Origin of the sequence: Desulfosporosinus meridiei DSM 13257, from assembly GCF_000231385.2 — a bacterium.
Taxonomy (GTDB): Bacteria; Bacillota; Desulfitobacteriia; order Desulfitobacteriales; family Desulfitobacteriaceae; genus Desulfosporosinus; species Desulfosporosinus meridiei.
On sequence record NC_018515.1, the window covers coordinates 925,255 to 937,852 of the forward strand.

The window sequence follows — 12,598 nt, forward strand, 5'->3', positions numbered from 1 at the left end:
TATGGCCCTCTAAACAAGACCATCTGCATCTTTTATAAACAGCATTGCTTGATCAAAAACTGTTTCATCAACAATTGTAGCTAAAAGGATGTCTCTGCCTGTTATAGGGTTATCCCCGCCATCGCTCATACCACTGGCACTAACATCTGCTGAAGCCAAAATTCCCGAATCACGATCGCCGCTTGCACCCAGGGTTAGTGTTGCTTGACTAGATATTTGACCACTTGTCGGATTTATCAATTTATCAGAGCTTCCTAAGGGATATTTACCAAAACGATTTACTTGAATATCTTCTTTAACCCCTAAGCTTTTAATCTGATCAGCGACTCTGTTAGCATCTTCAGGACTCTTGAAATAAGCAATTATACTTTTTTCACCCATTGTTGCCACACCCTTTTTTAATAATAATATTAAGCTTTACTAGACGGGCAACATTTATTCTAAGTTCTGATGTCTCTTACTAAACACCAAGAATTTCACAACCTTTATAAAGAGATTTAAGAAAGGTACTAGGCTTTAAGGTGGTTTCTATGGTTTAATATATTTTGGTTAGAAAAGTGAATAGAGGTTTTTTTATGTTTATGTACTTTTTTCCTATCTTCCTAATCGTAACATCAAATGTTATTTATAATGTCTGCCAAAAATCTACACCTCAGAGTGCTAACCCTTTTTCAGCTTTACTGGTTACTTACCTAACAGCAGCCGTTTTAACCCTGATTGCATTTCCGTTTTACAAGACAGACAAAAGCTTTTACCAGTCTTTCAGCGATTTGAATTGGACTAGCTATGCCCTTGGCGCAGCAATAATGGGGCTCGAATTAGGTTATTTGCTGGCTTATAGAGTAGGGTGGAATATAAGTGTCGGATCGTTGGTAGCCAATATTATTCTTGCGATTATGCTTATTCCAATAGGGATTTTGTTTTATAAAGAGGGTTTTGCTGTTAATCAAATTATTGGAGTAGTATTTTGCCTAGTAGGCTTAATACTTATAAACAAGTAGTGGATCTATTACTGCAACTATAGGAGCGACATAAGATGAAATTATCAACTCAATTGTTGGATTGGTACGCTACAGTAAAAAGAGATTTGCCCTGGCGAAAGACTGGGGATCCATATGCAATTTGGGTATCAGAGGTTATGCTGCAACAAACCCAAGTAAAAACGGTTATTCCATATTATGAACGATTTTTAGATCGCTTTCCTAGCGTTGAACATTTGGGAGTGTCTAACCTTGACGATGTATTAGCAATTTGGAGTGGACTGGGATACTATTCTCGAGCGCGTCGCTTGTGGGAAGGGGCGAGGTATCTGATTCAAAACCTTGGTGGAATAGTCCCCAAAGATTACGAGACACTTGTAAAGATTCCAGGGATCGGAGACTATACAGCAGGAGCTATTGCCAGCATCGCCTTTGGGCAAAGAGTTGCAGCTATTGATGGAAATGTTAAGAGGGTAGTGTCGCGCCTTTTAGCTTGGCCGGAACCAATAGAAACGACTCGCAGTCTGCGATACTTTAGAGAAAACTTGTTGAAATGGCAATCGGATCAAAACCCGGGGGATTTTAACCAAGCATTAATGGAGCTGGGTGCCATGGTTTGTAAACCCACAAAACCCCACTGCGAAGATTGTCCTCTAGCACAATTTTGTGAAGGATATTTCCAGGAAGATGTTCAACATTTTCCGGTCAAAAAGCCTAAAACCCAACGTCAGGAGGTCACTCGTCTGACCTTCATTCTGCGCAAGGGAAATAAGATCTATCTTCAAAAACGCCCTTCAAAGGGGCTATTGGCTGATTTATGGGAACTTCCGGGTGTGGAATTGAGTCAAGATGATCTTCAGAACTTTACTAACAGTCCTTCGACTATTTCAATAGATACGTACTTAAATCTTTTTCGACAGGCAATACCTGAAAGTGGGTATGAAAGGCAAGTGGAGGAAGACTTTAAGCACGGGATAGAATTTCATGGTCCAGTTTACTATACCTTCAGCCATCGTCGTTGGGAACTAATCTGGTTAATTATTGATCTTGATAAAAACTATGGAGTCGGCTGGGATGACCGAGAAGTTGAACTAACAAGATCCTCTCTTCTAAGGGAAAAACAAGGGAAATATCAGTTAGAAGCTTTGGAAACGAGGAAAAGTGATATGTGTAAATGGGTTTCTTCAGAGGATTTAAGATTAATTCCACTCCCTGTGGCATTTCAGTCCATTATCGAAGAGCTAGTGACCTTTTAACAAAGTGATGATTAATATTGTATACATGGGGAAAAACAGTTGAATCTAAGGTAGTCTCTATGGTACTTTAAGTGTATAAACTCCATATTGATGGTGAAGCAAAGGCGCTTTATAGGATTTTGTACTCGATTCAAGTACAATTTTCTAAAAGTGTCTCTTTTTTACCGTCAAGAAGATCATTAGGGTACTTGTATGATACCTGAACTCTTGGCGTCAGCCAAGGTTTTCTTGTTCTTTGTACATTGAATTACGAGGTGATGGACTAAAATCTTTTCCTAGGTATTTTTGCATAATGACCTATGAATACAAGAGGGACTTAGATGGGATATAATAAGTCTAAGCCGATATAATTAATCATAACTTTGGCTTTAGGAAAGGAGAGAATCTTAATTGAATTTATCAAAAGAGGAATGTCTCAAGTTTGTAAAAGAAAATGATGTTCGATTTATTCGACTTCAGTTCACAGATATTTATGGTCGGATGAAGAACATAGCTATCACAGATAAACAGCTTGCTAACGCTTTCCAAAATGGAGTCATGTTTGATGGCTCAGCAGTGGCCGGGTTTTCTGGAATTGAATCATCAGATATGTTCCTTTTTCCAGACCCGAGTACATTTTCGATCATTCCTTGGAGGCCACAACAAGGTAAAGTTGCCAGAATAATTTGCGATATCAAGAACCATGATGGTTCTCAGTTCGAGGGTGATCCGCGTTATATTCTTAAAAGAACCATAAAGAAAGCCCAAGATCTGGGATACACTTTTCAGGTTGGCCCGGAATGTGAGTTTTTTATGTTTTATAACGATGATGAAGGTCAACCTACTACGATTACCCATGATTCAGCCAGTTATTGTGATTTAGCACCCATTGACTTGGGTGAAAACACTCGTCGTGAAATTTGCATTGTTTTAGAGGAAATGGGATTTGAAATTGAGACTTCCCATCATGAAACTGCTGCGGGACAACATGAAATTGATTTTAGGTACACTGATGCCCTTACTGCAGCAGATAGCATTATGACTTTTAAAATGGTTGTTAAGATTATTGCTCAGCGTAATGGTCTCCATGCCACCTTTATGCCAAAACCACTTCCTGGTGTTAATGGTTCAGGAATGCATATTAATATGTCTTTGACTAAAGATGGCGTTAACCTTTTTAGTGGAGGTCAAACTGAATCAGATATATCCGTTTCAGCGAAGCAGTTTGCCGCCGGACTCCTAGACCATATCAAAGGGATTACTGCCATCGCTAATCCCCTCATTAACTCCTATAAACGTTTACAACCGGGTTTTGAAGCTCCAGTGCATATTGCCTGGTCTCATATGAACAGGAGCCCATTACTGAGAGTTCCTGCCCCTAGGGGTGAAGGAACCAGGCTCGAACTCAGAAGTCCAGACCCCAGCTGCAATCCATATTTTACTTTAGCATTGCTATTGGAAGCGGGGCTTGATGGATTAAACAGAAATTTATCCCTGCCTGATCCGGTTAATGTCAATATTTACACCCTGACAGCTGAACAGGAAGAAAATCTAAAGCTAGAGCGCTTACCCTCAAATTTGTTATTTGCTCTTGAAGAGATGAAGAAAGATCCTCTGATTCAATCGACACTGGGTTCACATGCGTTTAATAAATATCTAGCCGCAAAGGTCTTAGAATGGGAAGACTACGATAATTCAGTTCATGCATGGGAAATTGAAAAATATCTAAAAGCCTATTAGAAATAGTTTCCCTGCATAAAGGGGTGATTGTAGTGAGCGCAGGGAGTGTTTTAGTTGTTTGTGGAAAAGCTGAAATGGCGAGCAGCATACAGACAATGCTCGTAAAAGAAGGCTTTTATCCGGTTAGCTGCGCTCAATCAGCCAATGAAGCGCGCAGGAATTTTTTTAGCACGGGATTTGATTTAGTCATTATAAGCACTCCATTACCCGATGAACAGGGTACAGATTTAGTCTTTGATGCTCATGAGAAAACGTCTGCAGGTATAGTAGTCATTGCAAGGCCAGAACAGCTACTTGACATGCAATGTAGTCTTGAGAAAATAAATGCACTAATTTTGCCTAAGCCCATCAACCGATTGACACTGCTTCAAACTGCTCGGTTTGCACTCTCAGTACGAAATTCCATGACTCAGCTTATTAACGAGCGGGATAGTTTAAAGAAACGAATGGATGAACGTAAGATACTTGAGCAAGCTAAATGGCTGCTTGTAGAAAAGTTAAATATGAGCGAGCCGCAAGCTTTTCGCTTAATCCAGAAAAGGGCAATGGATTTGCGTCTTCCTCAGGCTCTGGTTGCGGAAGAGATTATTAAGAAATATGAATAGACTGGGATACCTAGTAGGATAGCTAGGTATTCTTTTTTTTGTGTTAATGATAACAATGGTTATTGAACAATGGAGAAAGAAACTAGGTATAAAGGATTTCAGTTAAATCAGGAATATGATATTCTTTAGTGGAAAATAGTAAAGCATAGAGCTACGTATGGGCAGGAGATGAAACATGGAAATTGTTGTAGGAGTTACAGGAGCAACGGGAACAATTTACGCGATAAATTTATTGAAAGCTCTTCAGGAAACTGGGAAAGTGAATGTTCATCTGATAATGAGCGATTGGGCTAAAGAAAACCTGAAAATAGAAACCGACTATTCCTTGAAGGATATGGAAAGCTTGGCTGCTGAAGTCTACGACAATAAGAACTTAGGAGCGAAAACCTCTAGTGGATCCTTTAGGACGGATGGAATGGTTATTGTGCCTTGCAGTATGAAGACGTTAAGTTCGATAGCCAATGGTTATGATGATAATCTTATAACTCGGACAGCGGGCGTGATGCTCAAAGAAGGCAGAAAGCTCATCTTGAGTCCAAGAGAGACACCTCTAAGCGCAATCCACATCGAAAACATGCTGAAGTTAGCCAGGACTGGGGTAAGGATTATACCTCCTATGCCTGCTTTCTATAATCATCCTCAAACCATACAAGACATAATAAATCATCATGTTATGAAGATACTGGATCAATTTGGGATAGATTTCGAGAAGGCTAAACGCTGGCAAGGGTAAGAATTTTATTTTACTGGATGGAGTGTATTCCCATATTGATTAGCGGCAGCTTCCTCCTTCATAAAGTTTTTCCTTTCTTGGATCATAAAATGGAAAATAAATACTTGACACGGAGCCGAGGATCGTTTAGAATCTAAATAATTCAAAACGCAAACAACTAACACAATGAAGGGAAGTCCCCAGCTCCTAGAGTTAAGAGAACTGACGGTTGGTGCAAGTCAGTCTACAGAGTTGAAGGATTCCATCCTGGAGTGGCCAATGATGAATTGTGACGGGTTCCGCCCGATATTGCGGACATAAGTTGGCCGTTTCGGCAACATGGGTGGCAACGCGGGAATAACCTCTCGTCCCTAATTGGGATGAGGGGTTTTGTTTATTTTTAAGCGTTTGTTTCCTGTTGTTACTAACGGCTGAAACTTGGGTGGCACCGCGGAATTCCCGCCCCAATCTTGGGGTGGGTTTTGTTTTTCTCTCACAAACCAATATTATACAAATTATTTATATATTTAAAAAGGAGGAATATTTTATAGATTAAATCTAATAAATGGTGATGAACCTCTAAGGTGCATGCACTTATAATATGCAAATGAATTTGATGAGAGGATACACCTAATCGAGATACTAGATAAGCTTTATATAGCGAAGAGTTACAGATATAAAAAATTGAGGAGGAATTTATATGGCAAGAATTTTTAATTTTTCTGCGGGACCTGCTGTATTACCTGAAGAGGTGCTAAAAGAGGCAGCAGAGGAGATGCTGGATTACAACGGAACGGGCATGTCTGTTATGGAAATGAGTCATCGCTCTAAAGCTTTTGAACAAATTATAACTGAGGCAGAAAAAGACCTTCGAGATCTACTGCAGATTCCGGATAATTACAAGGTCTTGTTTCTTCAAGGTGGTGCATCCCAACAATTTGCCATGATACCTATGAACTTAATGAAAAACAAAGTAGCCGATCACATTAACACTGGGCAATGGGCAAAAAAAGCAATCGCTGAAGGGAAATTATTTGGAAAGATCAATGTTATTGCTTCTTCTGAGGATAAGACCTTCACTTATATACCAGACTTGAACAACTTAAAGATTTCGGATGACGCTGATTATGTTTATATTTGCCATAACAACACAATATACGGAACTAAGTATCATCAATTACCCGACACTGGGGATAAGGTTCTAGTTGCTGACATGTCTTCGGACATATTATCTGAACCTGTGGATGTTACGAAATATGGACTGATTTTTGCAGGAGTTCAAAAAAATATTGGCCCTGCCGGTGTAGTAGTTGTCATTATCCGTGAAGACTTAATTACTGAGGATGTCCTGCCGGGAACGCCAACCATGCTGCGCTATAAGGTGCATGCTGATAACAAATCACTGTACAATACCCCTCCGGCTTATGGTATTTATATTTGCGGTAAAGTGTTTAAGTGGATTCAAAAACTAGGCGGACTCGAGGCCATGAAGAAAATTAATCTAGAAAAGGCTTCGATTTTATATGACTATCTTGATTCCAGTAAGCTGTTTCGCGGGACGGTTGTAAAGCAGGATCGCTCATTAATGAATGTTCCCTTTGTCACAGGTTCTGATGAGTTGGATGCTAAATTTATTAAGGAAGCTAAGGCTGCCGGATTTGAAAACCTGAAAGGACATAGAACTGTAGGTGGTATGAGAGCAAGTATTTACAACGCCATGCCCATCGACGGAGTTAAGGCTCTAGTTGCGTTTATGAAAAAGTTTGAAGAAGAAAATTGTTAAAAGCAAATCGGTGCTTGGATAAGTAAATAAAATTATGAGGTGAAAGAAATGTTTAACGTTAATTGTATCAATAAAATAGCTAATGTTGGTCTAGACCTGTTTACAGATAATTATCAAATGGTGGAGCAATTCAACGATGCCGATGCAGTACTCGTAAGAAGTTCAAGTCTTCATGAATTGGAATTACCGAAGACCCTAGAAGCTATCGCCAGAGCAGGTGCCGGTGTAAATAACATTCCGTTGGAGAAATGTGCTGAAAACGGAACTGTAGTCTTTAACACTCCGGGTGCAAATGCTAATGGAGTAAAAGAAATTGTCATTGCCTCGCTAATCATTGCCTCAAGGGATATTTTTGGGGGAGTCAACTGGGTGAATTCCTGCAAGGACGATCCAGAGGTAGCTAAACTTGTCGAGAAGAATAAGGCCAAGTTTGCTGGAACAGAAATTAAAGGAAAAAAGCTAGGTGTTATAGGATTAGGTGCTATAGGAATTTTAGTTGCTAATGCCTTGAATAAGCTGGACATGGAGGTTTATGGATATGACCCATTCATTTCTGTGGATGCAGCTTGGAACCTTTCAAAATATATCAAACAAGCGAAGTCTTTAGAAGAGATCTACAGAGAATGCGATTTTATTACCGTTCATGTGCCTCTAACCGATTCAACCAAGGGAATGTTTAATAAAGAAACCTTTGCCATGATGAAAGATGGTGTTAAACTATTAAACTTTTCCAGGGATACCTTAGTTATTGATGATGACATTGTTGAAGCCTTGGAGTCGGGAAAGGTTGGCCGCTATGTCACAGATTTTCCAAATCCCAAGGTGTGTGGAGTTAATGGTGTAATTACGGTTCCTCATTTAGGTGCTTCAACGAGTGAATCAGAAGATAACTGTGCAGTTATGGCAGTAAGGCAGATAATGGACTACCTGGAAAATGGAAATATCAAGAATTCAGTTAATTATCCCAATTGTGATATGGGAGTATGCAACCACGTTGGACGTATCGCCATTAATCACAGAAACATACCTAACATGCTCAGCCAATTTACCTCAACCGTTGCTAGAGAAAATATCAATATCCCGGACATGATTAATAAAAGCAAAGGAAAGTATGCCTATACTATTCTGGATATTGAATCTCCTGCGACCCCAGAACTAGCAAATAAGATTAAGCAAATTGACGGAGTTTTAAAGGTTAGAATCATTAAGTAGTAAATTGAGTCAATGATTAATTAAATAAATAAGAACAAGTAAACAAAGGTATTGAATTGACTTAGATTGTTAATTGTCAAAAACTAAGTAACAGGACTGAATAAGTTTGATTCCTTTAGCAAGGAGGCAGGTGCTTGGTTCGCAGGTTAAACACAAATCATAGACATGCTCCTGTCTCTCTTTTTGGTAACAAGTTTATTATTCATGTTTTAGAAGTTTATGAATTGGAGGTTAAGCTTTGGCAACAGTCAGACCATTTAAAGCCCTTAGGCCTAAAGAAGAAGTGGCAAGCAAAGTAGCGGCACTGCCCTATGATGTATATAATCGAGAAGAGGCTTTGCAGGAAGTATTAAAGGAGCCTTTATCCTTTTTGAAAGTTGATAGAGCTGAGACCCAATTTCATGAGAGTTTTAACCCTTACGATATCCAGGTTTATGAGAAAGCCAGAGATATTCTTCAAGACATGATAAGTCAAGGTGTCTTAATTAAGGAAGCCCAGAATTGTTATTATGCCTACGAACTAACTATGGCTGGACGTTCCCAAACTGGTTTAGTGGGATGTGCCTCCATAGATGACTACCTTACTAATGTTATAAAAAAACATGAGAAAACCAGAGAAGACAAAGAGATAGATCGAATAAACCATGTAGATATTTGTGCTGCCCATACCGGACCTATCTTCTTAGCCTATCGTGCTCAAGAAACTATAAACACTGTAATTGAGAGAATCAAACAGGAAAAATCCATCTATGATTTTGTTGCAAGCGATGGAGTTAGGCATAAAGTGTGGAGTATTGCGAAGCAAGACGACATAGAAATAATCTCCACAAAGTTTAAAAACATAGAAAGTATTTATATAGCAGATGGACACCACAGAACAGCTTCAGCAGTGAAAGTTGGCTTGAAAAGACGGGCCGAGAATCCTAACTATACAGGAGACGAAGAATTCAACTATTTCCTTTCTGTTCTTTTTCCCCACGACCAATTAATGATTTTAGATTATAATCGAGTTGTGAAAGATTTAAACGGTCTTAGTAAAGAAGAGTTTTTAACTAAGGTGGCGAAAAACTTCAACGTTGAAGAGCTTGGAACAGAACCCTATAAGCCAGAGACAAAGGCTGTATTTGGAATGTACCTAGAAGGAGTATGGTATAAGCTGACGGCAAAGGATGAGATCCGCTCTGTCAATCCTGTCGAGGGACTAGATGTGGCAATACTTCAAAATTATTTATTAATTCCCATTCTTAATATTAAAGACATAAGAACCGACAAAAGAATTGACTTTGTCGGTGGAATAAGAGGACTTGAAGAACTTGAGAAACGAGTAAGCACTGATATGAAGATTGCCTTTGCCATGTTTCCAACTTCAATTAATGAATTGTTTGAAGTATCCGATGCTGGTGAGTTAATGCCGCCAAAATCTACTTGGTTTGAGCCAAAGCTTAGAAGCGGATTGTTCATTCATGAGCTGAGGTAAGTATATAATTGGCCGAGGAAAAGTATTTTCAATCCATGTATAAACCTTCATTTAATTGGATATGCTAGTTGTTGAGATGAAATTCATGGCAAATTCAGACTGATAGACAAGTTTTATTACTGCCTTGGCATTGTTACAACGCTACAGCCTTATTGGCTTGATCCAAATCCTAAGTAGAACGTGAATAAGTCATCTGACAGAGTCCGATAAATGGGCTCTGTTTTTTATTTAATAACTAGTTGACAAAACTAGTCAGCGTGTTATAATTAGTTTTAACTAAATCATTAAAGGCTATGACGGAGTAAAGTAACCTATTTATTACCTTTCAGGGAGGAAGAGTCTCGACTGTAAACTCTTCTACGTGTAGTGATAGATGAAGTTCCCTCCCGAGCTGCCGGCTGAACGTTTTATATAGTAGGCTTGGACGGTTCTTCACCGTTAACAAGAAGGGGGTATCGGATATCAATTCCCGTACCTTTGTCGAGTGGCCTTTTTTGGCTTAAGTTGGGTGGTAACGCGAGATACAGCATCTCGTCCCTTCAAAGGGATGAGGTGTTTTTTATTTTGCTAGCCTTGCATATTCGACAAACACGAGTTTTTGATAGACCTGTACCTTTTGATGAGTGGGCCAATTAATTTTGGTCAAAATGGGTGGTAACGCGGAAGTCCACGGCTTTCGTCCCTGTGGAAGGGATGTGCCGTGGACTTTTTTAATTTAAATATTTAGGAGGCTTTTTATTATGAAAGATTTAAGATTAGCAGGGTTAAAGGCAGAGCGCAGCACTATAGAGATTAATGGAGTGACCATAGGTGGCAAAGAAATAATCCTGATTGGTGGACCATGTGCTGTAGAATCAAGCATCCAAATGAGTCAATCGGCGGAGACGGTAAAAAAGGCGGGAGGGAAAATCCTGCGTGGTGGAGTATTCAAACCTCGTACTTCTCCCTATAGTTTCCAAGGCCTGGGACGGGAGGGGCTTAATTATCTAGTACAAGCAGCTAGGGAACAAAGCTTGCTCTGTGTAACAGAAGTAATAGATGCTCCAAGTCTTGAATTAGTAGTCAATGATATTGATATTATCCAAATAGGCGCTCGTAATATGCAAAACTTTGAGCTGTTGAAAATGGCGGGTAAAATTAGTAAACCAATAATCTTGAAACGGGGATTATCAGCAACAATTGAGGAATGGCTGTATGCAGCTGAATATATCCTATCCTCAGGTAACCCTAATGTCATCCTTTGTGAAAGAGGAATTCGAACCTATGAACCCAGTACACGGAACACCCTTGATCTCAGTGCTGTTGGAGTTGCTAAGGAGCTTTCTCATCTTCCGGTGATTGTTGATCCAAGCCATGCAGCAGGGAGAAGAGATTTGATTGCTTCCTTGTCTAAGGCAGCGATTGCTTCTGGAGCAGACGGTCTATTGATTGAGATGCATCCAAATCCTGCAGAGGCTGTCAGTGATGGGCCCCAATCCCTACACCCCGAGCAACTCATCCAACTAGCTGGAGAATTAGGAGCTGTGGCGGAATCGGTTAATAGAATCTTTGCTTGTGAAAGAAATTGTGTTGAAGAGACTCTTGAAACTTTGCGAGGACAAATTGACAACATTGATCAAGAAATTATCGAGCGTTTAGCCGCTCGCATGGAGATAGTAAGTAAAGTCGCAGATCAAAAACGTTTGGATAGAGTGAAAGATAGTTCTCGAGAGAAGGAAGTGATTCAAAGACTGACTGCTCTTGGCAATGAATTAAAACTTCCGTCGGAACTTGTTAAGAAGATCTACCCAATAATTTTTGATGTAGCAGTGCAATCTCAAATTAGACAAAAATTGGTTAGAGAGAAGGAAGGAGACCTTTCGCTTGTTTCCCCTTTAGTGAGCAAATAGTCCTTTGCTAAGCTTAAAAAACCTTTAGAAACATTAGATTTCTAAAGGTTTTTTAATTGGCAATTGTAGTTTGGCCAGGGTACAGCTTTGGAATAAAAATAATTGATTGTGTCAATATGTATTACCTATAGACATAGTATAAGGGCAATGCTAGACTTTAAGTGTCTAGAGAATCCTAAAAGGATGTGAGTGCTAAAGTTGGTAAGAAGTAAAGTTATTAAAAAGAGGGGAGGATGTAACATGATTCTAGAAACGCAGATTACAATATATGTCTGTTCTCTTTGTCAGAGAACTTACAAACTGAAGGAAGATGCTAAAAAATGTGAATATCTCTGTTCTAAACTACTTGAGTCCCCTGATATATCTGTATTAGGCTTAACCTCTAGGACCTACAATCTTCTTAAAATTGCTGGCATAGATACACTCGATGAGTTACGTGAGACAACAGACAGTCAATTACTGAATTTAAAACGCTTTGGACAAGGTGCATTAAATGAGTTGCATCAAAAGCTGCAACGTTATGAGGCAAAACTTAAGAATCATTGAGCGGGTTCAGTTAAATGAAAATTACTCAATCACAACTATTATTGAATAATACCACTGCCTGTTGGTGAGTGAAATATTTTGTGAGGAAAATTGCTGTTTTTAGCTTTATGACCTTCTACAACACTGATTCATGGAAATGGGGGATGACTATGAACAAACAATATTATGAAGTTCAAACGGATTATTCGCCTTTTCACAAACAACGATTTCAGGTTGGTGACCGAGTGGAGACTTGTAGTCATTGCCTTGGAACCGTGATACGAATTGAATGCGATGAAATGGGACTCTTTATAATAGTTCGCTTAGATATTCTACAGGAAGAATTTGCTTATGATCCCTATGATTTGGAAATAATTTAATAACAATATCGCTATTGGAAAGGCTGAAATGAAAGTTGGAAAAATAGCATGCTTGAGCAG

The 12,598-nt window shown here is 39.2% G+C and carries 12 protein-coding genes and 1 other annotated feature; of the genes, 11 read left to right on the plus strand and 1 reads right to left on the minus strand.

Features of this window, described 5'->3' with window-relative positions:
* Positions 1–9: 9 nt before the first annotated feature.
* Positions 10–381: a hypothetical protein gene (locus tag DESMER_RS04250; RefSeq protein WP_014901831.1), complete on the minus strand. Its 372-nt coding sequence runs from the start codon at positions 379–381 to the stop codon at positions 10–12.
* Between the two features lie 194 nt (positions 382–575).
* Between DESMER_RS04250 and DESMER_RS04255 the strand changes: the two genes are divergently transcribed.
* The 11 genes from DESMER_RS04255 (at position 576) to DESMER_RS04305 (ending at position 12,538) form a co-directional block, all read left to right on the plus strand.
* A complete protein-coding gene (locus DESMER_RS04255) occupies positions 576–1,001 on the plus strand; it encodes an EamA family transporter (RefSeq protein WP_014901832.1) in 426 nt (141 codons plus the stop codon).
* A 35-nt stretch (positions 1,002–1,036) separates the two neighbouring features.
* Positions 1,037–2,236 (plus strand): A/G-specific adenine glycosylase, encoded by a 1,200-nt coding sequence (gene mutY / locus DESMER_RS04260; protein WP_014901833.1) that lies wholly within the window; start codon positions 1,037–1,039, stop codon positions 2,234–2,236.
* 390 nt (positions 2,237–2,626) lie between these two features.
* On the plus strand, positions 2,627–3,955 hold the full coding sequence (gene glnA / locus DESMER_RS04265; RefSeq protein ID WP_014901834.1) for a type I glutamate--ammonia ligase: 1,329 nt from the start codon (positions 2,627–2,629) through the stop codon (positions 3,953–3,955).
* A 32-nt stretch (positions 3,956–3,987) separates the two neighbouring features.
* The gene (locus DESMER_RS04270; RefSeq protein WP_014901835.1) at positions 3,988–4,560 is read left to right on the plus strand and encodes an ANTAR domain-containing response regulator; all 573 of its coding nucleotides are present in this window, start codon (positions 3,988–3,990) and stop codon (positions 4,558–4,560) included.
* A 175-nt stretch (positions 4,561–4,735) separates the two neighbouring features.
* Positions 4,736–5,293, plus strand: coding sequence for a UbiX family flavin prenyltransferase (locus tag DESMER_RS04275; protein ID WP_014901836.1), 558 nt, complete (start codon positions 4,736–4,738; stop codon positions 5,291–5,293).
* A 679-nt stretch (positions 5,294–5,972) separates the two neighbouring features.
* Positions 5,973–7,055: a 3-phosphoserine/phosphohydroxythreonine transaminase gene (serC, locus tag DESMER_RS04280; protein WP_014901837.1), complete on the plus strand. Its 1,083-nt coding sequence runs from the start codon at positions 5,973–5,975 to the stop codon at positions 7,053–7,055.
* 48 nt (positions 7,056–7,103) lie between these two features.
* Positions 7,104–8,267: a phosphoglycerate dehydrogenase gene (locus DESMER_RS04285; RefSeq protein ID WP_014901838.1), complete on the plus strand. Its 1,164-nt coding sequence runs from the start codon at positions 7,104–7,106 to the stop codon at positions 8,265–8,267.
* A gap of 238 nt (positions 8,268–8,505) precedes the next feature.
* Positions 8,506–9,744, plus strand: a complete 1,239-nt coding sequence (locus DESMER_RS04290) for a DUF1015 domain-containing protein (RefSeq protein ID WP_014901840.1) — start codon at positions 8,506–8,508, stop codon at positions 9,742–9,744.
* A gap of 284 nt (positions 9,745–10,028) precedes the next feature.
* Positions 10,029–10,286 (plus strand) — a binding site (T-box leader).
* A 198-nt stretch (positions 10,287–10,484) separates the two neighbouring features.
* Positions 10,485–11,633: a bifunctional 3-deoxy-7-phosphoheptulonate synthase/chorismate mutase gene (locus DESMER_RS04295; RefSeq protein WP_014901841.1), complete on the plus strand. Its 1,149-nt coding sequence runs from the start codon at positions 10,485–10,487 to the stop codon at positions 11,631–11,633.
* Positions 11,634–11,873: 240 nt separating this feature from the next.
* Entirely contained in the window at positions 11,874–12,179 is a 306-nt protein-coding gene (locus DESMER_RS04300) for a DNA-directed RNA polymerase subunit alpha C-terminal domain-containing protein (protein WP_034598316.1), read from the plus strand.
* A 149-nt stretch (positions 12,180–12,328) separates the two neighbouring features.
* A complete protein-coding gene (locus tag DESMER_RS04305; protein ID WP_014901842.1) occupies positions 12,329–12,538 on the plus strand; it encodes a hypothetical protein in 210 nt (69 codons plus the stop codon).
* Positions 12,539–12,598 lie beyond the last annotated feature (60 nt).

What these genes read in the sequence shown, in the direction of transcription:
- DESMER_RS04305 (WP_014901842.1), top strand. Translation starts at nt 12,329, where the DNA reads ATGAACAAACAATATTATGAAGTTCAAACGGATTATTCGCCTTTTCAC.
- DESMER_RS04285 (WP_014901838.1), top strand. Translation starts at nt 7,104, where the DNA reads ATGTTTAACGTTAATTGTATCAATAAAATAGCTAATGTTGGTCTAGAC.
- DESMER_RS04275 (WP_014901836.1), top strand. Translation starts at nt 4,736, where the DNA reads ATGGAAATTGTTGTAGGAGTTACAGGAGCAACGGGAACAATTTACGCG.
- DESMER_RS04300 (WP_034598316.1), top strand. Translation starts at nt 11,874, where the DNA reads ATGATTCTAGAAACGCAGATTACAATATATGTCTGTTCTCTTTGTCAG.
- serC (WP_014901837.1), top strand. Translation starts at nt 5,973, where the DNA reads ATGGCAAGAATTTTTAATTTTTCTGCGGGACCTGCTGTATTACCTGAA.
- mutY (WP_014901833.1), top strand. Translation starts at nt 1,037, where the DNA reads ATGAAATTATCAACTCAATTGTTGGATTGGTACGCTACAGTAAAAAGA.
- DESMER_RS04295 (WP_014901841.1), top strand. Translation starts at nt 10,485, where the DNA reads ATGAAAGATTTAAGATTAGCAGGGTTAAAGGCAGAGCGCAGCACTATA.
- DESMER_RS04255 (WP_014901832.1), top strand. Translation starts at nt 576, where the DNA reads ATGTTTATGTACTTTTTTCCTATCTTCCTAATCGTAACATCAAATGTT.
- DESMER_RS04250 (WP_014901831.1), bottom strand. Translation starts at nt 381, where the DNA reads ATGGGTGAAAAAAGTATAATTGCTTATTTCAAGAGTCCTGAAGATGCT.